The 24,980-nt window shown below is 35.4% G+C and carries 19 protein-coding genes and 3 tRNA genes; 11 read left to right on the plus strand and 11 right to left on the minus strand.

Annotated elements, in window-relative coordinates:
* Window positions 1-97 precede the first annotated feature (97 nt).
* The 5 genes from proS to R2Q59_RS03395 all read left to right on the plus strand — a co-directional run bounded on the left by proS (window position 98) and on the right by R2Q59_RS03395 (window position 4,963).
* Window positions 98-1,570: a proline--tRNA ligase gene (proS, locus tag R2Q59_RS03375; protein ID WP_316783663.1), complete on the plus strand. Its 1,473-nt coding sequence runs from the start codon at window positions 98-100 to the stop codon at window positions 1,568-1,570.
* A gap of 89 nt (window positions 1,571-1,659) precedes the next feature.
* Window positions 1,660-2,349, plus strand: coding sequence for a hypothetical protein (locus R2Q59_RS03380; RefSeq protein WP_316765680.1), 690 nt, complete (start codon window positions 1,660-1,662; stop codon window positions 2,347-2,349).
* A 1-nt stretch (window position 2,350) separates the two neighbouring features.
* The gene (locus R2Q59_RS03385; protein WP_316783665.1) at window positions 2,351-3,490 is read left to right on the plus strand and encodes a cystathionine gamma-synthase; all 1,140 of its coding nucleotides are present in this window, start codon (window positions 2,351-2,353) and stop codon (window positions 3,488-3,490) included.
* A 53-nt stretch (window positions 3,491-3,543) separates the two neighbouring features.
* A complete protein-coding gene (locus R2Q59_RS03390) occupies window positions 3,544-4,407 on the plus strand; it encodes a TIGR02757 family protein (RefSeq protein ID WP_316765683.1) in 864 nt (287 codons plus the stop codon).
* A gap of 52 nt (window positions 4,408-4,459) precedes the next feature.
* A complete protein-coding gene (locus R2Q59_RS03395; protein WP_316765684.1) occupies window positions 4,460-4,963 on the plus strand; it encodes a YdeI/OmpD-associated family protein in 504 nt (167 codons plus the stop codon).
* 57 nt (window positions 4,964-5,020) lie between these two features.
* Here R2Q59_RS03395 and R2Q59_RS03400 read toward each other — a convergent pair whose 3' ends face one another.
* The 7 genes from R2Q59_RS03400 to R2Q59_RS03430 form a co-directional block, all read right to left on the minus strand.
* A complete protein-coding gene (locus R2Q59_RS03400; protein ID WP_316783667.1) occupies window positions 5,021-5,749 on the minus strand; it encodes a polyprenol monophosphomannose synthase in 729 nt (242 codons plus the stop codon).
* Between the two features lie 143 nt (window positions 5,750-5,892).
* Entirely contained in the window at window positions 5,893-7,488 is a 1,596-nt protein-coding gene (locus R2Q59_RS03405; protein ID WP_316765687.1) for a peptide MFS transporter, read from the minus strand.
* 119 nt (window positions 7,489-7,607) lie between these two features.
* Complete coding sequence (locus R2Q59_RS03410; RefSeq protein ID WP_316783669.1) at window positions 7,608-8,531, minus strand: hypothetical protein; 924 nt, start codon at window positions 8,529-8,531, stop codon at window positions 7,608-7,610.
* A 6-nt stretch (window positions 8,532-8,537) separates the two neighbouring features.
* The gene (locus tag R2Q59_RS03415; protein ID WP_316783671.1) at window positions 8,538-9,716 is read right to left on the minus strand and encodes an acetyl-CoA C-acyltransferase; all 1,179 of its coding nucleotides are present in this window, start codon (window positions 9,714-9,716) and stop codon (window positions 8,538-8,540) included.
* Between the two features lie 193 nt (window positions 9,717-9,909).
* Window positions 9,910-10,089 (minus strand): Arc family DNA binding domain-containing protein, encoded by a 180-nt coding sequence (locus tag R2Q59_RS03420; RefSeq protein WP_316765692.1) that lies wholly within the window; start codon window positions 10,087-10,089, stop codon window positions 9,910-9,912.
* Window positions 10,073-10,609, minus strand: a complete 537-nt coding sequence (locus tag R2Q59_RS03425; RefSeq protein WP_316765694.1) for a hypothetical protein — start codon at window positions 10,607-10,609, stop codon at window positions 10,073-10,075. Before R2Q59_RS03425 ends, R2Q59_RS03420 begins: the two co-directional genes overlap by 17 nt.
* On the minus strand, window positions 10,609-11,466 hold the full coding sequence (locus tag R2Q59_RS03430) for an SPFH domain-containing protein (protein ID WP_316765696.1): 858 nt from the start codon (window positions 11,464-11,466) through the stop codon (window positions 10,609-10,611). Before R2Q59_RS03430 ends, R2Q59_RS03425 begins: the two co-directional genes overlap by 1 nt.
* 198 nt (window positions 11,467-11,664) lie before the next feature.
* Between R2Q59_RS03430 and R2Q59_RS03435 the strand changes: the two genes are divergently transcribed.
* The 4 genes from R2Q59_RS03435 (at window position 11,665) to R2Q59_RS03450 (ending at window position 14,118) form a co-directional block, all read left to right on the plus strand.
* Window positions 11,665-13,671, plus strand: a complete 2,007-nt coding sequence (locus R2Q59_RS03435; RefSeq protein ID WP_316785466.1) for an HDIG domain-containing metalloprotein — start codon at window positions 11,665-11,667, stop codon at window positions 13,669-13,671.
* A 64-nt stretch (window positions 13,672-13,735) separates the two neighbouring features.
* Window positions 13,736-13,822 (plus strand) — tRNA-Ser (locus tag R2Q59_RS03440).
* Between the two features lie 96 nt (window positions 13,823-13,918).
* Window positions 13,919-13,992 (plus strand) — tRNA-Pro (locus R2Q59_RS03445).
* Between the two features lie 52 nt (window positions 13,993-14,044).
* Window positions 14,045-14,118, plus strand: a tRNA-Pro gene (locus tag R2Q59_RS03450).
* A gap of 605 nt (window positions 14,119-14,723) precedes the next feature.
* On the opposite strand, the gene R2Q59_RS03455 is transcribed toward R2Q59_RS03450, so the two are convergent.
* Entirely contained in the window at window positions 14,724-15,191 is a 468-nt protein-coding gene (locus R2Q59_RS03455) for a VOC family protein (RefSeq protein WP_316765697.1), read from the minus strand.
* A 406-nt stretch (window positions 15,192-15,597) separates the two neighbouring features.
* Here R2Q59_RS03455 and galB point away from each other — a divergent pair, with 406 nt between their 5' ends.
* Window positions 15,598-18,039, plus strand: coding sequence for a beta-galactosidase GalB (galB, locus tag R2Q59_RS03460; protein WP_316783673.1), 2,442 nt, complete (start codon window positions 15,598-15,600; stop codon window positions 18,037-18,039).
* Between the two features lie 195 nt (window positions 18,040-18,234).
* Window positions 18,235-19,557, plus strand: a complete 1,323-nt coding sequence (locus R2Q59_RS03465) for a rhamnogalacturonan acetylesterase (RefSeq protein WP_316783675.1) — start codon at window positions 18,235-18,237, stop codon at window positions 19,555-19,557.
* Window positions 19,558-20,333: 776 nt separating this feature from the next.
* Here R2Q59_RS03465 and R2Q59_RS03470 read toward each other — a convergent pair.
* The 3 genes from R2Q59_RS03470 to R2Q59_RS03480 all read right to left on the minus strand — a co-directional run bounded on the left by R2Q59_RS03470 (window position 20,334) and on the right by R2Q59_RS03480 (window position 24,955).
* Complete coding sequence (locus R2Q59_RS03470; protein WP_316783676.1) at window positions 20,334-22,679, minus strand: glycoside hydrolase family 127 protein; 2,346 nt, start codon at window positions 22,677-22,679, stop codon at window positions 20,334-20,336.
* Between the two features lie 373 nt (window positions 22,680-23,052).
* A complete protein-coding gene (locus R2Q59_RS03475; protein ID WP_316783678.1) occupies window positions 23,053-24,024 on the minus strand; it encodes a glycoside hydrolase family 43 protein in 972 nt (323 codons plus the stop codon).
* Window position 24,025: 1 nt separating this feature from the next.
* Window positions 24,026-24,955: a glycoside hydrolase family 43 protein gene (locus R2Q59_RS03480; RefSeq protein WP_316765708.1), complete on the minus strand. Its 930-nt coding sequence runs from the start codon at window positions 24,953-24,955 to the stop codon at window positions 24,026-24,028.
* Window positions 24,956-24,980: the final 25 nt, after the last annotated feature.

Genomic DNA, 24,980 nt, shown 5'->3' on the forward strand with positions numbered 1-24,980 from the left:
GTTTTGTTTGTGTGCTCAACAAAAATTGTAGCTATAAATTTATAGATTTGTAAACTACTTTACAAGAAATTTAACACAAAAAACGTTCCAATTAGTTATGAGCAAAGGTATTACGAGTAAAAATGATGATTATTCTCAATGGTATAACGATATTGTTATAAAAGCCGACCTTGCCGAGCATTCATCGGTTAAGGGTTGTATGGTAATTAAGCCATACGGTTATTCAATTTGGGAGAAAATTCAGGCTGTTTTAGACCAAAAATTTAAAGACACAGGTCACAGTAACGCATATTTTCCTTTGTTCATCCCTAAGTCATATTTTTCTAAGGAAGCAGCACACGTAGAAGGTTTTGCGACAGAGTGTGCTGTTGTGACACATTACCGTCTTAAAAATGATGGAAATGGGAACATAGTAGTAGATGAAACTGCAAAATTAGAAGAAGAACTAATAGTTCGTCCAACTTCAGAAACTATTATTTGGAACACCTACAGAGGTTGGATTGAATCTTATCGCGATCTACCTTTATTGATTAACCAATGGGCAAATGTAGTGCGTTGGGAAATGAGAACTCGTTTGTTTTTACGTACAACTGAGTTTTTATGGCAAGAAGGACATACTGCTCATGCCACTTCACAAGAAGCTGTTGAAGAAACAGAAAGAATGTTAGATGTTTATGCAGATTTTGCAGAAAACTGGATGGCGGTTCCTGTTGTAAAAGGTAAAAAGACACCAACTGAGCGTTTTGCAGGAGCTTTAGAAACTTATTGTATCGAAGCATTAATGCAAGATGGAAAAGCCTTACAAGCTGGAACATCACACTTTTTAGGTCAGAATTTTGCCAAAGCTTTTGATGTAAAGTTTACAAGTAAAGAAGGTAAACAGGAGCACGTTTGGGCTACTTCATGGGGAGTTTCAACTCGTTTAATGGGGGCTTTAATTATGGCACATAGTGATGATGCAGGTTTAGTATTGCCTCCAAAATTAGCACCAATCCAAGTTGTAATTGTTCCAATTTATAGAGGAGAAGAAGATTTAGCTAAAATTTCAACCTTTGTTGATGAATTAATGCTGAAATTAAAAGGAATGGGAATCTCAGTGAAATACGACAGTAGGGATAGTCAACGTCCAGGATTTAAATTTGCAGAATATGAGCTAAAAGGAGTTCCTGTTCGTTTAGCTATTGGTGGTAGAGACATGGAGAATGGTACAGTAGAATTAGCACGTAGAGATACAAGAGAGAAAGCTACAGTTCCACAAGAGGCATTAGATATTTACATTGCTAACTTATTAAACGAAATTCAAGAAAATATTTACAACAGGGCACATGAGTTTAGGGAAGAGCACATTACTGAAGCTAACTCTTATGATGAATTTAAAGAATTGTTAGACGGCAAAACTGGCTTTATCTCTGCACATTGGGATGGTACAGCAGAAACTGAAAAACAAATTAAAGAAGAAACAAAAGCAACAATTAGATGTATTCCTTTAAACAATAAACAAGAAGATGGTGTTTGTATTGTTACGGGTAAACCATCTACGCAAAGAGTGTTGTTTGCAAGGGCTTATTAAATTAGATTTGAGTAGTGAGATGTGAGATTTGAGACTGAATGTAGGCTAAAAATATCTCACATCTCACATCTCATATCTCATATCTCACTATGGAAGATAACTATAAAGAAATACTCAGTAAATTAGAAAGCACGGCTTCCTTAAAACAAGCTATTTATCGCAGCACGGCTGAAGTATTTGGCTTAACTAAAACGATTCTTTCTAAAATTGCAGCGAAGTTACATAGCGACTATACAACTAAGGACCCATCTGTTGAGGTAAATTATAAGGAAAATAATCTATTCGAGGCACAACTGAAATTTTCTGGTGATATGCTGATGATTTCAATGCATAGCAACGTTTTTAATTTTGAGGAAGGACATTCAATTTTTCAGACTAGTTATGTGAAAGCAGATCAGAGCCTAAGTTATTGTGGTGTAATCTATGTTCATAATTTTTTAGCAGATTCCATTAAATACAATAGGTTAGCAGATGAAGGTTCACTAATCGCCAGAATACTGATTAACAAGGAAAAACATTTTCTAGTAGAGGGCGATGGTTCATTAGGATTTTTATACGAAGACTTTGAAGCCAATGTGATCACCGAGGAAAACTTAACGGATATTTTAGAAAGGTCGATACTTTTGTGCTTAAACACAGACTTATTGCTTTCTCCATTTGCAAAGATAAAAGATGTAACCTTACATCAAAAACAATCATTAATAGCTGCTAGCGGTTATCCTACAGGTAAACGTTTAGGTTATTTATTCAGTTCAGAAATACAGCAAAATAATCCATAATATGAAGTTTGCAACAAAAGCTATACACGCTGGTCAGGAACCAGATCCAACAACGGGTGCTGTTATGACACCAATTTATCAAACCTCAACCTATTGGCAAAAATCACCTGGAGAACACAAGGGGTATGAATATTCAAGGGGTACAAATCCAACTCGTAAGGCTTTGGAAGATTGTTTGGCAGCCTTGGAGAATTGTAAATTTGGTTTAGCTTTTAGTAGTGGAATGGGTGCTACTGATTGTGTGTTGAGGTTGTTAAAGCCTGGCGATGAAGTGATTACTGGAAACGATTTATACGGTGGTTCTTATCGTATTTTCACTAAAGTTTATCAGAAATATGGAATTAAGTTTCATTTTTTGGATTTATCTAAACCTGAAAATATCATTCCCTATGTAAATGAAAATACAAAATTAGTTTGGATAGAAACACCAACTAATCCAACAATGCGAATTATTGATATTGAAGGGGTTGCAAAAATAACAAAAGAAAATAATTTGCTGTTAGCGGTTGATAATACTTTCGCATCGCCATATTTACAAAACCCAGCAGATTTGGGCGCTGATATTGTCATGCATTCGGTTACAAAATATATTGGCGGTCACTCTGATGTGGTGATGGGTGCACTTTTAGTTAACGATGAGCAATTGTATAAAGATTTGTTCTTTATTTATAATGCTTGTGGGGCAACACCTGGTCCACAAGATTCTTTCTTAGTTTTAAGAGGTATTAAGACTTTGCATTTGCGTATGAAAGCGCATTGCGAAAACGGAGAGAAAGTTGCTCATTATTTAAAAAAACATCCAAAAATCGATAAAATTTATTGGCCAGGTTTTGAAGACCATCCTAATCATGGTATTGCTAAAAAACAAATGCGTGGTTTCGGTGGAATGGTTTCAATTACTTTGAAAGACGCTGATTTGCAAGAAACATTTAGGATTGCATCAAGATTTAAGGTTTTCTCCTTGGCAGAATCTTTAGGGGGTGTAGAGTCCTTAATTAATCACCCAACAACGATGACGCATGGCTCTATTCCAAAAGAAGAACGTGAAAAAGTTGGCGTAACTGATAACCTATTGCGTTTAAGTGTTGGAGTAGAAGATATTGATGATTTATTGGCAGATTTGGAGCAAGCTCTTTCTTAGTATTGAATATTGAGTATTGAGAAGTGAGAATTGAGACGGGATTTAAAAACAACATGGAATTTAATGAACTTAAGGATTTTTTAGATTTTAAAGTAAGGCAGTATAATCAGCCTAACTTTATTGCTAATGATCCAATTTGTATTCCTCATCAATACACTAAAAAACAAGACATTGAAATTGCTGCATTTTTTGCGGCAATTTTAGCTTGGGGCCAGCGTAAAACGATTATCAATAAGTGTAACGAGCTTTTTTTGAGGATGGATAACCAGCCTTATGAATTTATGCTCAATCATAGCGATGATGATTTAAAAAGGCTGTTAGGTTTTAAACACCGTACTTTTAATGATACCGATTTACTTTATTTTGTATCATTTTTCAAACATCATTACTTGCAATCTGATACACTAGAAACAGCTTTTTTACCTCATAAACAAATTTTTAATCCTGATTATTTACCTGAAAAATATAATGATGAAAATTATATTGAGCTTGCTTCTTCGCCCTGCTCATTAAATGACTTTGTAGCAGATGATTTTACGGCCGAGAAAGCATTAAATCATTTTAGGAGTTATTTTTTTAGCTTACCAGATTTTCCCAGAAGAACTTTTAAACACATTTCATCGCCTTTGCAAAAATCTACATGTAAACGTTTAAATATGTTTTTGAGGTGGATGGTTCGGAAGGATGATTGTGGTGTAGATTTTGGACTTTGGAATACAATTCCTGTTTCAGCACTAGTTTGTCCTTGTGATGTACACGTGGATAGGGTGGGTAGGAGACTAGGGTTAATCAATCGTAAACAAACAGATTGGCTAACTGCAGTTGAGCTAACCAATAAATTAAAAGAGTTTGATCCCAAAGACCCTGTTAAATATGATTTTGCGCTGTTTGGCTTAGGAGTGGAGGAGAAGTTTTAATTTAAAATTCATTATAGTTCTTCTTTAATCCTTGTTCCTTTATCTTTAGAAAATGGTTAACCTAAAAGCAGAAATAGAACGGTTCTCAACCAATGGTGAAAAAACGGGTTGGAGTTATGTTTTTATTCCTCAAGATATAGCAGACCAAATTAAACCTAATTCACGTATTGGTTTTAGGGTAAGAGGTTTGATAGATCAAGTAGCTGTGAAAGGGATGAGTGTAATGCCAGTTAAAGATGAAGGTTTTATTTTGCCATTAAATAAACCATTAAGGAAGGCATTAAGAAAAGAAGAAGGTGCGGTAATTAACTTGAATCTGGAATTTGATGTAGATTTTAAAATTGAAATGCCTGATGATTTAGAGATTTGCTTGGCTGATGAAGAATCATTGCTTGAACAATTTCTATCAATGCCTAAATCACATCAAAATTATTTCATCAATTGGTTAAATACAGCTAAAACTGAACCTACTCGCACAAAAAGATTGGTTATGATTGTTAATGCAATGTACCATAAACAAGATTTTGGAGCAATGATAAGGGCTAATAAGTCTTGAGTTGTGAGTCATAAGTTGGGAGTTGACATTACTCCAAACTTCCAACTCCAAACTAAATTATCGATTGTAGTTACGAAACCAACTATTAACCTTCATCTGTATTACGCCTAAAAAAGCTTCCCTAAATATTCTGGTACTCATTTTAGATGTTCCTTCTGTTCTATCTGTAAAAATGATGGGAACTTCAACTACGTTAAAACCATATTTAATAGCGGTAAATTTCATTTCAATTTGAAAGGCATAACCTACAAATTTGATTTTATGCATTGGGATGGTTTCCAGTACTATTCTTCTATAACATTTAAATCCTGCAGTTGCGTCTTGAATATTGATTCTAGTGATGATACGAACATACATAGATGCAAAATAAGACATTAAAACCCTGCCCATTGGCCAGTTTACTACATTTACACCTTTCACATACCTAGAGCCTATTGAAACATCAGCGCCATTAACACATGCATCTCTCAACTTAATTAAGTCTTTTGGGTTGTGTGAAAAGTCAGCATCCATTTCGAAAATATATTCGTAATTTCTTGCTAATGCCCATTTAAAACCGTGTATATAAGCCGTGCCTAAACCAAGTTTTCCTTTGCGTTCTTCTATATGTAATTGTTTCGGGAATTCTAATTGTAAATTCTTGACAATACTTGCTGTACCATCAGGAGAACCATCATCAATAATTAAAACCTCAAATGCATAGTCTAACGAAAACACTTTTCGAATGATTTTCTCTATGTTTTCTTTTTCGTTATAAGTTGGAATAATGACTAGGCTATCAGACACTTTTTAATCGTTTTTCGTTATTGGTTTTTCGTTTTTGCATAGCGAATAACGATCGACGCAAAACGAAAGACGAAAATAGCTATTAAAAACCAAAAGCCCGAAATTTCTTTGCGGGCTTTTGGTTAAATGATGTTAAAAATAGCTTAATGAACGCCATGCATCCATTTACGCAATTTTGGTGATAGAGCAAGCATACCTAAACCTGCTACAACAGGAATTGCCGTAAAAATTAAAAAGAAAGTAGATATAGAATAGGTATTGCTAATTGAAGTAATTAAACTACCTGATAAACCTGCTAATAAATTCCCGATAAAGGTGCAAACAAACCAAACACCAAACATTAAACCAACCAATTTTGCAGGAGCTAATTTACTTACGTAAGATAGCCCAACTGGTGAAACGCACAATTCGCCAACAGTGTGAAAGAAATAAGCGAAGACTAACCAAAACATACTAACTTGAGCAACTTTAGCACCTGAAGCAATATCCATTCCTCCATAAGCAAGTCCTGCAAAACCAACTCCCAAGAAGATTAATCCAATTGCAAACTTTACAGGTCCGCTAGGATTAAATTTACTTTCCCATATTTTGGAAAAAAATGGTGCTAATAAAACAATAAAGAAAGAGTTTAGTATTCCGAACCATGATGCTGGTACTTCCGTCTTTTCGGCCGAAAACACATTTTGTACTTTCCAAATTCCTAAACACCAAATGATTATGAAACTTAGTGCTGTGAAAATTATTGTCGCTGGATATTTCTTAAATATTCGTTTTCCGAGCGCAACTAGAACAACAGTCACCGCAATTAATGGAAAAATTGTCAAGATTGAGTCGACCCATCTAAAAGCTGTCCCCGCGGATCCTGTTAAATCTCTTAGCGTATAATTTTTTGCGAATAAGGTCATTGAACCCCCAGCTTGTTCGAAAACCATCCAAAAGAAAATAGTGAACAATGAAAATACACCTATTACCCAAAGTCTTTGTTTGGTAATAATACCAGCTGCTTCTTCTTTTGGGAGATCTTCAGTTTTAGGTACAACAATTTCAGCTTTATCAATCTTTTGACCTAGTATTCCAAATATTTTTTGAGCAAAATAGAATTGAATGGTTCCAAAAAGCATAAAAATTCCAGCTAAACCAAATCCCCAATGCCAGCCTTGTGTTTCACCTACATATCCACACATTAATATTCCAAGGAAAGCACCAGAATTTATGCCCATATAAAAAATGGCATATGCAGAGTCTTTCTTGTCGCTAATTGGAGGGTATAATTGCCCGACAATTGAAGAAATATTAGGCTTGAACATTCCGTTTCCAGTAATCATAAGTAATAGTCCGAGGTAGAAGAAAATATTAGATAAACCTTCCATTGCCATAGATGCATGGCCTAATGTCATAATTAATCCGCCGATGATTACAGCTTTGCGATAACCCGTTAAACGGTCAGCAATTAAACCACCAATGATTGGTGTGAAATATACTAGACCTGTGTACCATCCATAAAGCCTCAAAGCTTCAGCATCTGTCCAATGCCATCCGCCTTTACTAATTTCACTTACTAAAAATAGTGTTAGTAGGGCTCTCATTCCATAGTAGCTAAATCTTTCCCACATTTCGGTTAGGAAAAGAACGAATAATCCAACTGGATGATTGAGTAGTTTTTGTTTTTCTACGCCACTTTTCTCTAGGTGTAAATCGAGTGCCTCGTCTTGGCTTAGGCTAATAGTTTCAGATGCCATATTCGTTAGTTAAGTTTAATATTTCAGTTTTATATGTGTGTAATATTGTCATTTTAAAATGCAATATAGGCACATGTATGCACAGTAGCAAATTTTAAAATGTAACGTAATTATGCTTATTAATTTGTTTTAGTAATGATAGTGGATGCTTTTACAGGCTTGCCATAAAAATCGTCATTAGGCGAAGGATCGTTTTTCAGTTCTAGGTTTTCTGATAATAATAATTTACCCCAATTTAATTTATAGCCATCAAAGCTACCGTCTCCAACGTAAAATTCAAATTTGCCAGCCATTTTTGGGTCGTATGGCGCTAAGTGATCAAACACAATCATATTCACCTTACTTTCAACAGTTAAAGTCATGGTGTTTGCCTTATTGTATTCGAATATTACCCTGTTTTTTAAAGGTTGATTTTTTGCCGTTTCGAAAATATTTTTACCAAAAACAGGCTCACCCTTCTCAAAAGATAATACTTCAATTACTTTTTTATTGGTTGTGGCATTGTTTCCTTTCCATCCCAAAAAAATCCAATAAGGTTGTTTTCCATTTACCATTACAGGTATCATCTCGTAATATCTAGCTCCAAACCAATTTTTATTAGAAGTTAAGGAATAAGCATCAGTAAGCTTATCTGAACCGTCGGTTAATGGAAAAAGTTTTAAGCTCCCGTCTGATGTTCCCATTTGTATCGTTCCATAATAACGATAAGTACCTTCTTCTGTTGGCACAAACCAAGTGATGATGCGAAATGAATTGTCTGGTGATTTTAAAATAGAAATGCGTTTTAAAGAGTCGAAAGCAAAGTTAAAAGAGCCGTTTACTTTCAAAGCGCTAATAAACTTCTTTACAAATTGAGAGTTTTTCTCAACACGTTCTAAATTGGTTTTGGCCGCAAAAGTCTCTTCACTTAAAATTACAAGGGAATCTTGTATCTTATTTAATTTTGGAGTATTGCTTAAATTAAAAGTATGCTGCGCACTTAATTGAGTAAGGGAACAGCATAAAACGAAAAGGAATAAGTAAAACTTAAACGGTTTAAACATAGTTGATTAACGTAGATTTTCTATAACTATTGCACTTGCACCACCACCACCGTTACAAATTCCGGCAACACCAATTTTGCCGTTGTTTTGTGCTAAAACAGAAAGTAAGGTGACAACAATTCTCGCTCCAGATGCACCTAGTGGATGACCAATGGCAACTGCGCCTCCATTTACATTCACTTTGGCTGGGTTTAAGTCTAATTCTTTGTTGTTTGCCAATGAAACAACAGAAAATGCTTCGTTTATTTCAAAGAAATCTACATCTGTAGTTTTTAAATTCGCTTTACTTAAAGCTAATGGAATTGCCTTTGATGGAGCTGTGGTAAACCATTCTGGAGCTTGTTGTGCATCGGCATACGCTAAAATTTTAGCTAGTGGTTTAATGCCCATTTCTTTTGCTTTTTCTGCACTCATTAACACTAAAGCTGCGGCTCCATCATTTAAGGTTGATGCATTGGCGGCTGTAACAGTGCCTTCCTTTTTAAAAACTGGTTTAAGTCCTGGTATTTTATCAAATTTTACAGCAGCAGGTTCTTCATCATTACTAAATAAAGTGATTTCTCCTTTTCTGTCTTTTATTTCTATAGGAGCTATTTCTTCCGCAAATTTGCCTCCAGCTTGTGCTGCTTGCGCTCTTTTGTAAGATTCAATGGCGAAGTTATCTTGGTCTTCACGAGTAATGTTGCAAGTTTCAGCACATAATTCTGCTGCAGAACCCATGTGATAATCGTTGTAAACATCCCATAAGCCATCTTTTACCAAGCCATCAGTAATTTGACCGTGACCTAAACGATAACCGTTTCTAGCCTTATCTAAATAATAAGGAACATTGCTCATACTTTCCATTCCACCTGCAATTACTATTTCATTGTTGCCAAGGGCGATGCTTTGTGCAGCTAACATGATAGCTTTAGTTCCTGAGGCACAAACTTTATTGATGGTTGTTGCTGGTAAATCTGGTAGGCCTGCAAATTTAGCGGCTTGTGTTGCTGGTGCTTGACCAAGGTTTGCAGAAAGCACATTGCCCATGTAAACTTCTTGTATGTCTGCGGGTTTTAAACCTGCTTTTTCTACAGCTGCTTTGATGGCAAAGCCACCTAATTGAGTAGCCGAAAATCCAGCTAATGAACCACCGAAACTACCAACAGGCGTTCTTACGGCAGCAACAATTACTACTTCTCTCATATGATATTTTTAAAATATTTGGTGGCGCAATTTAGTCAATCGCAGAGAGATTCTTGCACAAATGTTCGATTTTGACTTATGGCTGTGACATTGTTATATAAACCTGACCGTCAGCGGTTCCCAATTTTTCATTGGGATTAGCAAAGGGCAGGGCTTCAATTGCTATGAAATACTGACACTGTTTTTCTGATGTTTAATCTTCAGTATCTGATTTTTTGGATTTTGATTTTTTCTTCGCCTTAATAGCCTCACTTAATAAATATTCAATCTGTCCGTTTGTACTACGGAATTCATTAGCGGCCCATTGCTCTATTTCTTTAAGTAAAGCTGGGTTTATTCTCAACACAAAGGCTTTTTTATCTTTCTCTGACATCGGTTTCTATAGCTCCTATGTTGTATTTTGTTTTTAGGTTGATTAAAAAAAGCCCTAGTTCTTCAGCTTTGGCTGTGCTGAAAAGTAATCTTTTGCGATTGCCTAATTCAAGTTGTAAGCCTATACTATTGTCATTAAAAATATAGGCTTTATCATAAAATTTAAACCACAGTTTAGTTCTCCATCCCCAGCCACCATATTCTCCAAGCGCACTATATTTTCTAATGTATATTTTATCAATTTTTGTCCATGAGATTGATTTTTCATTAGCAAAGGGCCAATAATGATAGTTAATTCCACACTGGTCTATTTTAATCGTGAGTTTGTTTTTGGTAACTAGGTAGATAACGAAAAAAGGTATCAATACTGCAAAAAATGGCAGGAAATAAATATTTTTCAAATCTTGCCAACTCATACCGCCTTTGTCGTAAATAGTAATAACAGTAATTATAGTGGCTTCTACACCCAAAAGGATGTAAAGCCACCATAATTTTAATTTCTGTATTTCTAAAAATTCCATTAGTTGTATAATGTGCCAGTATTTACAACAGGTTGAACGTGTCTATCTCCACATAAAACCACCAAAAGATTGCTAACCATTGCAGCTTTGCGTTCTTCATCAAGCTCTACAATTCCTTTTTGTGAAAGTTTTTCTAAAGCCATTTCTACCATACCAACAGCACCTTCAACAATTAACCTTCTAGCGGCAATAACCGCAGTAGCTTGCTGACGTTGCAACATGGCGCTAGCAATTTCTTGTGCATAAGCCAAGTGAGAAATACGAGCTTCAATTACATCAATTCCAGCTCTAGATAAGCGTTCATTCAATTCTTGCTCTAATAAAATGCTTACCTTTTCTGCGCCATCTTTCAAGGTGATTTCAGCACTTTCATCTTCCATATTATCATAAGCGAAACTATTCGCTAAATGCCTAACTGCTGCTTCACTCTGTATATTAACGTATTGTAAATAATTTTCTACCGCAAAAGTTGCTTTAGCGGTTTCATTAACTTGCCAAACAATTACAGCAGCAATCTCAATCGGATTACCCATTTTGTCGTTTACCTTTAATTGCTGTCCGTTTAAGTTGCGGGCTCTTAATGATAATTTCTTTTTGCTAGTTAATGGATTTACCCAGAAAAACCCATCAGATTTAACGGTTCCAATGTATTTTCCAAAAAGAGTTAGCACTTTAGATTCATTTGGGTTCACAATAATTAATCCTGGTAACACCAAAATGAAATTTACTGTCAGGATTGCTGCGCCAGTAAAAAAATACTCGTTTGAGAGGGCTACGATGCCACCAATCAATAATACTAAAAACAAAGCCAAGGTTAAATAACCTGAAGGTGGTTTGATGATTTTTTCTGTATACATAATGATATTAATTTGATATCACAAATGGAAACATAAAATTTCATATTTGCAAATAAAACGTTGTAAATATTTATGTTATGGGCTATTAAGAAATTAATCTTAATTTTGGGTTAATCAATTCGAACTATTTTGGCTAAAATCAGAAACAATCCTAAGGTTCTTTACCGCAAATATTCGTCAAACATTAAATATGTAATGATGGTAGTTTGTGTTTTTGTAATCACGCTTTATTTACCTAAACAACCTCGATTTAGATATGAATTTGAAAAAGGAAAAGTTTGGGATAACAAGGATTTAATATCTCCATTTAGTTTTGCAATTTTAAAAACCACCAGTCAAGTAGCTACAGATAAAAAAGAGGCATTAAATAATGTTTTGCCAATTTATAAGTATGATGTTGAAGTGTTTAAGGCACAAGGCGAAGCATTTTTGAATGAGTTTGATGTAAAGTGGAAGTCTAATGCTTTTGCAGAAAACGAAAAAGAAGTAAATAAGCAAAATGCATACAAAATGCTTCAATCAGTATACAAAAGAGGCATTATCGAATTAACTGTAAAACATCAAAATGATGGGAAACATTACGATTTTTCATTGTTAGACAATAATATTTCTACAAAATCGAACTCTCAAGATGTTTTTACAACAGAAAGTGCGCTAAATTTTTTCAAATCTAACTTTAAGTCTATTAATGATAGAGTTAATGATGTTGTTATTGACCTAGTTGAAAGTCATTTAAAGCCAAATATTATTTTTGATGAAGGTTTGACCTTGGTTGTTCAGGATAATACAATAAATAGTTTGTCTACCACCAAAGGGATGGTCCAAAAAGGAGAACTAATTGTTGCCAAAGGGAGTACAGTAGATGATGAGGTATTTCAAAAGCTATTATCATTTAAAGAGGCTTATGAAGCTCAAACAAAAACCATAGGTGACAATAAGCTCGTTTACCTTGGGCAAGTCTTTTTAGTTGGTTTTATCATTACACTTTTGATGGTTTTCCTTTTTCTTTTCAGGAAAGATATTTTTGCAGATAACAGACAGCTTTTATTGCTTTTATTGGTAATAACTTCTATGTTATTGGCACTAACATGGGCCATTAAATTGGATTTAAATAGCTTGTATTACATCCCATTCTGTATAGTGCCAATCATCATCAGGATATTATTTGATACTCGTCTTGCTTTAAACCTTCACCTGTTGGTTATTTTAATAGCTGGATTTTTTGTGCCAAGTAGTTTTGAGTTTGTTTTTTATCAAACTACTGCTGGTATGGTGGCAATTTACAGCATCAAAAATCTAATTAAAAGAGAGCAACTGCTGATATCTGCTTCATTTATTTTGGCATCATACTTTGTTTCATTTGTTGGTATTTCTTTGCTAAGAAATGGCTCGTTTGAGCAGATAGAATGGATTCATTTTTTACCTTTTGTTTTTAGTGTATTGCTTTCGTTGTTGGCATATCCCTTAATTTATGCTTTTGAAAGGGTATTTGGAATTACCTCTGATGTAGCTTTAATAGAGTTGACAAACACAAATAATAAATTGCTTCGAGAACTGGCATTTAAAGCTCCTGGAACGTTTCAACATTCATTGCAAGTTGCAAACCTTGCCGAAGCTGCTATTTTTAAAATAGGAGGAAATTCTTTGCTAGTTAGGGCAGGAGCACTTTACCATGATATTGGTAAAATGGAAAATCCTCAATATTTTATCGAAAATCAAAATACAGCTGTTAGTCCACATGATAAGTTGCCGTATGAGCAAAGTGCACAGATAATTATTAAACACGTTCATAAAGGCATAGAAATTACTAGAAAGCATAAATTGCCAGAAAATGTAATTGATTTTATTAGAACGCACCATGGTAACACAAGGGTGGATTATTTTTATCAATCATTTTTGAAAAATTCTCCAGAAAAGTTCGTCGACGAAAATATTTTCCGTTATCCTGGACCAATTCCTTTTTCTAAGGAAACTGGTGTTTTAATGTTGGCAGATTCTGTTGAAGCAGCATCAAGAAGTCTCAAAAATCCAGACGCTCAAAGTATAAATGACTTGGTTGAAAGGATAATTAACTACAAATTGGAACAAGACCAGTTAGATAATTGCGATTTAACGTTAAAAGATTTAGAAACTATAAAGCTGATATTCAAGACAATGCTGATGAGCATCTATCATGTACGAATAGATTATTTACAAACTACGTAATTTTTTTTTGTAAACATGAATGAATTGCTATATTTGCAACCTCAAAACGGATATTTTGAAAATCGGAGGGATGCCTGAGTGGCCGAAAGGAACAGTTTGCTAAACTGTCGTACTGGCAACGGTACCGAGGGTTCGAATCCCTCTTCCTCCGCATAAATTTAAACGTCAAATTAGTGGTTTTTGTAATTTAAAAATCGTTTCTTTGCAATCCCTTCGCAAAAGGGTCTAAAAAAAGTGATACCAAGTTCGGGATGTAGCGTAGCCCGGTATCGCGCCTGCTTTGGGAGCAGGAGGTCGTAGGTTCGAATCCTGCCATCCCGACAAAAAGTAAGATTCCACTTTCACAAAAGGGTCAAAAAGGTGATACCAAGTTCGGGATGTAGCGTAGCCCGGTATCGCGCCTGCTTTGGGAGCAGGAGGTCGTAGGTTCGAATCCTGCCATCCCGACAAATGAAAGCCTTTCTTGCATAGCAAGAAAGGCTTTTTTAATTTACACAAAGTCCAAGCTTGCTTGAAGGCGAGGCTGTAAAAAAAAGCAAGCTTCGACAACGGAGAAACGAAGGCTTTGAGTTTAAATCCGCCCCCAGCAGGAAAACCGGAGCATCGCGGAGGTTTCTCTGAATCCCGAACGAACAATTAAAAAACGAAAAACGCCAAACTACTCAGTTACAAAAGTTGTTAATACTGGTCATAATCATTGTAACCTAAAAAGGATATAACCTCTTCGTAATACTCCTTCGATTAACCTTCATTATAGAAATATATAAAATCTGTACAAAGTCCACGTTTTACTTGTAATATATGGACTTAGTATGGACTATATATGGGCTTATTATGGAATTATGTAGAAGAAGTACTATACCTGTCATATTAATTGACGAAGTAACCTATTCAGATATTATTATAATTTTCAAAGATTATGTAAAGCGGTGGGCATTTGGAATAAAAAGTCATCGACACCATATGATTGTTTCATAGAGAGCATGCAATAAAAAATTCTATTTTATTTATTTCTCTTTGCGAATAGAAAAATTAGATTGGCTTATCATATTCTACAGCTTCGCATCATTCACTTCAATCCAATGCCCATCGGGGTCTTGTAAGTAGAGTTGGTGAACACCATCTGGGCGAAGGGTAACTTCACTAATTACCTTGTTGAAGCTCATATAGGTTATCTTTTGCGCTTTCAGCTTTTTGATAAAGATCTCAATGGATGGGGTGCTAAAACATAAATGTTCTTCAATGAAATAATTGCCCTTGGTTTTGGCGCCTGATATAATGTGGAGAGCTGAATTTAGGCCTAGGCTAAACCAAGTATGTTTTTGGTCGTTAAAGGGATTAGGTATTTCTTTTAGGTCAAAAAAATCACGATAGAAGGTTGAGGCTATTTTGAGGTCGGCCACATAAAAAGCAATATGGTTTAAGCTTGCAGGTTTTGCTTGGGCATTGTCTTGAGCAAAAGAAGTAAAGGGAAAGCTAAGACAGCAGGTAATGGCAATAAGGAAGTGGCTTGATTTCATATGAGATTTTAAATGCTTTGGGAATAAATATAGTTAAATCTTAAATGATATCTGCCCAATTATTATCAGGACAGGCTCTCGCTGGCTGCGTTATATGACGATTCTTGTTTGAATTAAGAAATCCTTCGACAGGGTTAGGATGAAAAAACTACTTTAAGGTTAATTCTAAGGAGCTCTTTGTGTTCTAAGGTGGTAGAAAAGAATGTAAGATGGGAAATCTAATACGGAAAATGGAAAAATAACTATCATGTAAAACAAGCCATCATCACCTTAATTAATAAAATTTCAACTGCTAAGATGTTCTTAGATGGTAAATTAGACGTATTTTCCTCATAACAGTACAGTACAGTTTTTTTAGATAAAATGGTCAGATTTAAGCTCAAAACCAAATAACCTAAGGACTACAATGATTACTTTAAAAAAGTCAATTTTCAGCGCTGTAATATTTATTTCGGTAAGCTTTTTTCCTCTACTATCCTCGGCACAATTAACTAAATCTATTTTATTGGAAAATGGATGGAAGTTTTCAAAAGGAGATTTTCCTAGTGCTGCTCAAATTAATTTTAATGATAAAGCTTGGCAAACTGTAACTGTGCCACACGATTGGGCAATTTATGGGCCGTTTGATGAAAATAACGACTTGCAAATCACTAAGATTACTCAAAATAACGAAACCAAGGAAACCAGAAAAACCGGTAGGACAGGTGCTTTACCTTATATGGGCATTGGCTGGTATCGTACCACATTTACAGTTCCTACAGTATCTAGTAATGATGAAGTAACGCTAATGTTTGATGGGGTAATGAGCAATTCCTCCATCTATGTTAACGGTAAGGAAGTTGGCAATTGGCCTTATGGATATAGCTCTTTTCAATTTAATATCTCGTCTTACATCATTAAGGGAAAGCCAAATACTTTAAGTGTTAGGGTTGATAATAAACCATTGTCATCTAGATGGTATCCTGGAGCAGGAATTTATAGAAATGTACATTTGATTGTTAAAAATAAGACCAATCTTAAAACCTGGGGTACATTTGTCACAACACCAGAAATATCAGCCAATGCTGCAAAAGTATATGTGAAAACGAAGTTATCTGATAGTTTGGTTAAAGGTTTTAAATTGGTTTATAATGTACTTGGCTCAAAAGGAGCATTGTTAATTAGTGGTTCTGCTGTAGATAAAAATGAAATAGATTTAAATCTTAAAAACCCGAAATTATGGTCGCCAGAAAGCCCAACGCTTTACACCTTGGTTACTAAATTATATTTAAACAATGTATTAACCGATCAACAACAAACCAAGTTCGGTGTTAGAAAAGCTGAGTTTAAGCGTGAAACTGGCTTTTGGTTAAATGATAAAAATGTAAAGTTCAAAGGCGTTTGTTTACATCATGATTTAGGCCCACTGGGTACAGCGGTAAATGTTTCCGCCATGCGCCGACAATTAATTTTATTAAAAGATTTAGGCTGTAATTCGATTCGCACCTCACACAATCCGGTAGCACCTGAGTTTTTAGATTTATGCGATGAAATGGGATTTCTAGTAATCGAAGAGACATTTGATGAGTGGAAAAGAGGGAAAATGAAAAATGGTTATCATAACTTTTTCGATAAGTGGGCGGAGAAGGACGTAACCAATATGATTGAAAGAGACCGAAATCATCCAAGTATTATCATGTGGAGTATCGGCAATGAAGTGCCTGACCAAGACAATAAAGAAGGTTATAAAATCATTACCTATCTTCAAGATATTTGCCACAAAGCAGACCCAACCAGATTGGTAACAGCTGGAATGGACCGTATTAATTCTGCATTAAAAAACAATTTTGCGGCTACTTTAGATGTTCCTGGATTTAATTACAAACCGAAACAATATTTCGAAGCGTATAAAAAATTACCACAAGGATTTCTTTATGGCTCAGAAACTGCATCAACGGTTAGTTCAAGAGGCGTTTACCATTTTCCAGTAAAGATGGGCAAGGATATTCATCATCCAGATAATCAAAGTTCATCTTACGATTTAGAGTTTTGTAATTGGTCTCAAGTTCCAGATGATGAGTGGGCGGTTCAAGATACAACGGCTTATTCTGCTGGTGAATTTGTTTGGACAGGTTTTGATTATTTAGGAGAACCTACGCCCTATGATGATTATTGGCCATCGAGAAGTTCTTATTTTGGTATTTACGATTTAGCTGGCTTACCTAAGGATAGGTTTTATTTATATAGAAGCCGATGGAAACCAGAAGAAAAAACATTGCATTTATTACCACATTGGAACTGGGAAGGTAAAGAAGGTCAGAATGTTCCAGTTTTCTGTTATACTAATTATCCTTCGGCAGAGTTATTTGTAAATGGAAAAAGTATGGGTGTGCAGAAAAAAAGCAATTTGAATAACCAAACTCGTTACCGTTTAATGTGGAATGATGTGGTTTACCAAAAGGGAAGTTTAAAAGTTGTAGCTTATGATGAAAATGGAAAAGCTGTGGCTACTGAAGAAGTTAAAACTGCAGGCGCACCACATCACTTAAAATTAATGGCAGACCGAAAACAGTTAAGCGCAAATGGTAAAGATTTATCTTTTGTAACGATTAGCGTGGTAGATAAGGATGGGAATCTTTGTCCGACTGCAACGGATAATTTAATGTTTAAAGTGACTGGAGTAGGAAAATATCGTGCGGCTTGCAATGGCGATGCTACTTCTTTACAATTATTTCATCAACCAGAAATGAAAGCTTTTAGCGGAATGGCAGTTGCGATTGTAGAAAGCTCAAAAATAAAAGGAAGTATCAATTTACAAGTTAGCGCTAAAGGTTTGCCAAGCGCTGTTATTACACTAAACTCTAAATAATTAAAATTGTAGTCAAATCAAATATTTTATTAGTAAAATAAAATCATAGTTAAGAAACACCCCGGTCTTCGACCACCCCTCTAAAAGAGGGGAATTGCAACCTTCATTCCCCTCCTTTGGAGGGGTGCCTGAAAGGCGGGTGGTATTTTAAACTTAAAATAGTTCCTATATTTTGATATATAATATAAAACATTTATGAACACTATTTATAAAATAACTTTTGCCTTACTGCTACTGTCAAATAATTTATTTGCGCAGACAAAAACGGATTACAAATTTGCTTTCGGTTCTGGAAAGAAAGCTAAAGGTTACATTAAAGTGCTACCAAGCGATGCCTACAGCAAAGAGAAAGGTTATGGGTTTGATTTTGATTCGAAAGTAGTTGAAGGTGATAGGGGTGGTAAGTCTTACCAAAAAGGAGATTTAATAAAAAGCGATAAGCCATTTTATTTCTCGGTGGCAGTACCAGAAGGAAATTACAAAATCACGGTTACCTTTGGGGATTTAAAAGTAGCATCTGAAAGTACAGTTAAAGCAGAATCTAGAAGATTGATGTTGGAAAATGTGAAGACTTCTGCAGTACAATACACCACTAAAACTTTTATTGTAAACGTTAAAAATAAAAATATAACCGGTGGACAAGTAGTTGGCTTAAAGCCAAGGGAATTAACCAAGTTGGATTGGGATGATAAATTGACCTTAGAATTTGATTTAAATACCCATTTGAATTCATTAGAAATTACAAAAGTTGAAGACCAAATCACTGTTTTCTTGGCAGGAAATTCGACTGTTGTTAATCAGGATGATGAACCTTGGGCATCTTGGGGACAAATGGTGACGCGTTTCTTTAAACCTGGAGTTGCCATCGCCAATCACGCTGAATCTGGCTTAACCTTAGGCTCTTTTTTAGGTAGTAGGAGGTTAGCAAAAGTTTTAAGCATAATGAAACCAGGCGATTATCTTTTTATAGAGTTCGGTCATAACGACCAAAAAGATAAAGGACCTAACGATGGCGCTTTTAAATCTTATACAGAACGTTTAAAAACCTTTGTAAGTGAAACAAAAAAGAAAGGTGGTATTCCTGTAATTGTTACTTCAACAAGTCGTAGGTCTTTCGGTGCTGATGGAAAAATAACTAACTCTCTTGGTGATTTTCCTGCTGCGGCTCGTAAGGTTGCTGAAGATGAAAAAGTAGCGCTGATAGATTTAAATGCGATGACAACTGAGCTTTTTAACGCATTAGGTGAGGAAAATTCTAAAAAGGCTTTTGTGCATTATCCAGCAAATAGTTATCCTGGACAAACCAAAGCATTGGCAGATAATACGCACTTTAATCCTTATGGTGCTTATGAAATTGCGCAATGCATTATTTTGGGTATCAAACAGCAAAACTTAGGTATAGCTAAATTTTTAGTAGATGATTTGCCGGCGTTTAATCCATCAAAACCTGATGATGTAAACAAATGGAAATGGCCAGAAAGTCCTAAGAGTAGTATTGTTAAACCTGATGGGAACTAAATAGTTTGTCATTCCGAGGAACGAGGAATCTATTTAAGGAGTTGAATTAGATAGATTCTTTCCCGAAAAGTCGGGACAAGCTGCTGCGCTACCGATGTAAAATCGGTACAAGTTCTGAATGACAAAAATGATTTGGTTCCAGTTTTCAGTTGGCAATTCCAGTTCAACACTCTAACAAATCCTCTGATAATATCAATAAAGTTATGCTCAATCGGCTCTAGACCGTTTGCGTCATTGCAAGGCACTGCCTGTCCCGACTTCTCCTATCGTGTGGACACAAATATTGGTTTCTTTTTTGCCTCTATGCCGGCAGGCATCAAACTTTTGAAGCATCAAAAGTATGCAAAAATGCTTGTCAATCCCGCTAGGTGCCTTTTCACGGGCCCTTGCTCATCAAAAAAACAGCGGCACTTTGTTTTGTTCGTAACTGATAAATGAAAGTCAGTACAAGAATGAGCACAAAACCACTGCGTTTGAGGTTTGTTAGTGCTGGTTTTTCTATTGTGCTACTGTTTTTTTGATTGGGCTGGCACTGGGGATTGACGGTCGTGCTTGGCTAGAGACACCAATATTATGAACGGAACCTTGCATAGTCCAAAAAGCAATGAGCAAAAAAGATGTATCCACACGATAGGACTTCTCGGGAAAGCAATCTCCCCCTTTGCAATGGCGTAAAATCTGAAAGGAGATTGCTTCGGACGATGAAAAATCGATCCTCGCAATGACGAATCTTTTTTAATAATAGCAATTCAGCTATCCTACAATTTAACAATCCATTACTTCATCAACCTTACTTCATAAATATTAGCAACCTGCGATTTATTTTGCGCAACAAATTTCACTTCCATTTTTTCCTTCCTTAAAAAGGCAGGGATTTCATATTCAACTTCGTAAAAACCATCACCTTTACTACCATCTAAGTTTACGGTGGTCATTATAATTTTGTTGATATAAACCTCAAAGTTCTTGTTTTTATCTTTGCCATATAAGGTTAGGCGAAGCTTGCTTGCATTTAATTTGGGGTTATTTAATTCATAGCTAAACCAATCTTTGCTATTTCTAAAATGCCTTTCCAAGAAAGTTCCATTTTCTGTTTGTTCGCCTTTAAAATTATGATCAGATTCTGGTTGCTGCTCGCCTGTGTTAATCACATCTACCGTTTGTGCATCGAGTTCATTTTTTGTCTTTTCAATTTTATTGATATAAGCTACTTTTTCCTGCAAACCTGCCTCATTTGTATATGGCCAATATAGCATATACCTACTACCTTGTATCTCATAAAATGGAACAAGCTTTAGGTTTTTATATTGAGCTTGATAGATTAAATTACTAGCATTAAACTGCATATTGGTAGCGCCAGATTTAATTTTTGTAGCCAAATTATCCTTCGAGCCAACAATTAATGGAGCCTTATCTATTGGAAATAATGTTTCTGAAGCTATGTGTCCCATCCTGCTTCCATCCGCTATTAATTTTTTAGGTTTTAAGGTATCTATTTCCGAGGCAAGTACAATTGGTCCGTGTAAAAAAGAAACCCAGTTAGATTGGTCGGGTAAAAATTCAGTGGACGTGTGCATTGGTAAAGTGATGTTTACCACATCTCCAGTTTTCCATAAACGATAAATGCTAGCATAACCAGCAGCATTTTTTGTTACGACCTGCTTTTTCCCATTTATAAAGATGGTTAAAGTGTTATTGGTAACCCAAGCAGGGTAACGGAAATTAATGGCAAACGAACTTGGTTTATTAATCTTTACACTAAGCTTTGAAGTTTCTGAATTTGGGAAAGTAGTTTGTTGTGTAATACTCAACCCTTTTTCTTTCCAGTTTAAGGTTGATGGGATATAAAGATTCACAAATAAATCAGTTTTACTGTGGGCATAAATCAGCTCGCCATATTTAGCATGGTTTTCTAATCCAGAGCCTACACAACACCAAAAACCTTCTTGAGCGTTAGAATAAACCCTATAATGCCCTGGTCTAATCGGTGTAAAATAGACAAAACCACCAGTTTTACTTTGAGAACTTAAAATGTGATTATATAAAGTTCTTTCATAATAATCTACATAATTAGCGCTTGGATTAGCCAAAAATAACTGCTTGGTTAATCTTAGCATGTTATAAGAGTTACAAGTCTCTGGACCTTCTCTCGAATCTATCATCGATGAAAAATTATTAATAGGATTAAAGTGCTCTCTTACACTGTTTCCGCCAATGGAAATTGTTCTGTTTTTTACCACAGTTTGCCAGAAAAAATATGCTGCATTTGCCCAAGTTGCATCGTTAGCTACTTTAGCAACTTGTTCAAAACCAATTACTTTTGGTATCTGCGTATTTGCATGTAGCCCGTTTAAGGCATCTTTTTGATTGAGTAAGGGATTAAGAATTGATAAATCGGAAAACTTTTTAGCTAGCGCTAAATACTTTTTATCGCCAGTAATGGCTGCAACATTCGCGAAAATTTCATTTAAACCGCCGTGTTCACTTTTTAGCATTTCCTGAACTTGAGCATCAGATAAATTTTCCACCAAGTCAATGCACCAATCTGTTAATTTAATGAGGATGTTTTTAGCTTTTAAATTGCCTGTAACGGCATAAGCATCATATAAGCCGTTATAGATTTTATGAATGTTGTACAATGGCACCCATTTGCCATTCAGCGAAAAGCTGTTGGCTCTAATTTTTCCATGTTTAATCTCTTCCCAAATTGCTTTACCACCCGGTACGCCACCAACATAGCCATTGCCATTTTTAACTTGACATTTTTCAAGTTCACTGATTACATAATCTATCTTTTCTTTCACTTTAACATCAGCTGTAGAACCATACATTAACGACAAAGCAGATAAATAGTGACCAGCCATGTGTCCATCTAAACCTGTGTTTTCCCAGTTGCCATATTGTTCTGCTTTTGTAGGTAAACCTGCATCTTTTAAATAGGGTGCTAACAAACGATCTGGGTTTAGCGATAACATATAGGCTAAATCCGTTTGTTGTGCCGCTTTAAAAGGTCCGTCGAGTAAACGAACTTCATTTAAGCTAAAGGCTTGCAGTTTATCTTGCCCGAAAGCAAAATTTACAGTAAATGATAATAAGGCACAAATGATAAGTTTCTTTGTCATATTATAAAATTATTTATTTGAAGCCCAATAGAAGTGAAACGATTAAAGTTTGTCCAACTTTCCGCTATATCTTTTTGGCTATCCTTCGACTACGCTCAGGATGACAGCCAAAAAGGATGTCGCTTCAATTTGGGCTATTTAACTTAAGCTAGTGTTCCATGGGAACTCCCTTGGAGCAAGGAAACCGTACATAGTTCCTAGAACCTGCATAAAATAAACCTGATTGAACGAAAAGCCCGCATCCCGATTTTTCTTCGGGAGAGGACTTGAAGTGAAAGCGGGACTAGCTTTGAAATGAAAAACTGTTTTTGCTTTTCAAATAAATCTAATCTTTAACAGCTTCACATCTCACCAACTCCACCACTCACTAATTCTAATTAGCCTTTTTAATCCCTTCTGTTGTCATCACCACACGTTTCATGGTTCCATCTTTGTTATAGTAGAGATAATCTATACAAACAGACCTTCTGTAACTACCACCATCGTTGTTGATAGCACCATTGTGATAAACGAAATAATCTTTGCCTTTAAAATTGATGATGGCTTGATGGTTGGTGTTTGAGTTGCCAGCAATCTCATTTAAAATGCCTTTATACTCCCACGGACCAGTCACTTTTTTACTCATGGCATAAACAATTTTTTCGGGAAATTGAGAAGCATACGAAAGATAATACCAGTCTTTTCTTTTGTGAATCCACGGTGCTTCGGTAAACTCTTTTAAATCTAAGGTTACAATTGGGCCATCCATTTCTATCATGTTCTTTTTTAGCTTTACATAACGGCATTTCTGATTTCCCCAAAATAAATATGCCTGACCATCATCATCTATGATTACGGATGGGTCAATGTCATCCCAACTGATTTTTACATCAGTTGTCATGTCATTAGTAATTAAAGCCTTGCCCAATGCATCTTTAAACGGTCCAGTCGGACTATCTGAAACTGCAATGCCAATAGATTTTCCGTGTATGGTGCCGTGAGTTATGGCCACATACCAATAGAATTTACCATCGCGTTCTATCACTTGGCTGGCCCAGGCATCGTCTTTAGCCCAAGCGAAAGCTTTGGTATCTAATGGAGATTTATGTTCTTTCCAAGTTACCATATCTGCCGATGAATAAACTAGCCATTCGTGCATTTCATAGCTGTTTTTTGGTGCTTTTGGTACATCATGGCCAGTATATAAATAAACAGAATCTTTGTAGACATAAGCAGCAGGGTCTGCCGTATATTTATCGGTAATAATTGGATTACCTGTGGAAACGATTATTTTCTCTTGAGATTTGGCTATCGATGTGCTAAGGGCAATGGCAATTAAGCCAACAAGTTTAATGTGATAATTCATCTTAATTAACCTTTAATAGTTTTTTTAATTCTCTTTTTTTGATTGGCAAAATAGTACCATGTCTTATTCCTTTTGGAACGGAAATTTGATCAGATACATCAGTCCAGTTTAACAAATCTGAAGATTGTATGGCTCCATATTTATGCTCTCTGTACTTATCGAAATAAACCAGCCAGTCTTTTTTAATCTTTAAAACAGTAGGACCTTCTGCCCAATAATTTCCAGTGATTTTTTCGCTTGCCTTAGTGTAAGGACCAATTAAATTATCGCTATAGGCAATCTTTAAGTTTTTCTGGTCAGGTTCTCTGGTTTCATCTTTTAAAAACATGATGAATCTCCTTTTGTCTTTTACAATTGTGGCATCAATCACATTAAAACCTGGGTCGTATAAAAGTTTGGTTTCAGAAAACGTCTTGAAATCTTTAGTAGTTACGTAATAAATCCTGTGATTGTAGCCATCATCAGCTTTTGAAGCTGTTTCTGGAAATTTGCCGATAATTGTAGTTGCCCAATAAATTAAATAGGTTTTTGTTTTATTGTCATAAGTAATTTCTGGTGCCCAAGTATTTCTGGCACCTTCTTCTTTAGCCATTACTGGAATAAATTGTTGTTCGCTCCAATTGATTAAATCTTTAGAGCTCGCGTAACCTATCCCTTTATCTTTCCAGCTAACTGTCCATACCATATGAAATAATCCATCACGACCTTTAATAATGCAAGGATCACGCATTAATTTATCCTTACTAACCGTTGGCGTTAAAAACGATTTATCATTTTTTAAGGCAGTCCATTTAAAGCCATCATTGCTGTAGGCTAAATGCAATCCGTCTTGCCCGTTATTATTGAAATAAGCAAAAAGATAATTTTTTTGCGCATTTACATTGAATGAAATGAAGAGTGTGAATAGAATTAGAAATGTGAGTTTTTTCATTATGTTTTTATGATATTCTAAAATC

The sequence above is a fragment of the Pedobacter frigiditerrae genome, from assembly GCF_032678705.1.
Lineage (GTDB): Bacteria > Bacteroidota > Bacteroidia > Sphingobacteriales > Sphingobacteriaceae > Pedobacter > Pedobacter frigiditerrae_A.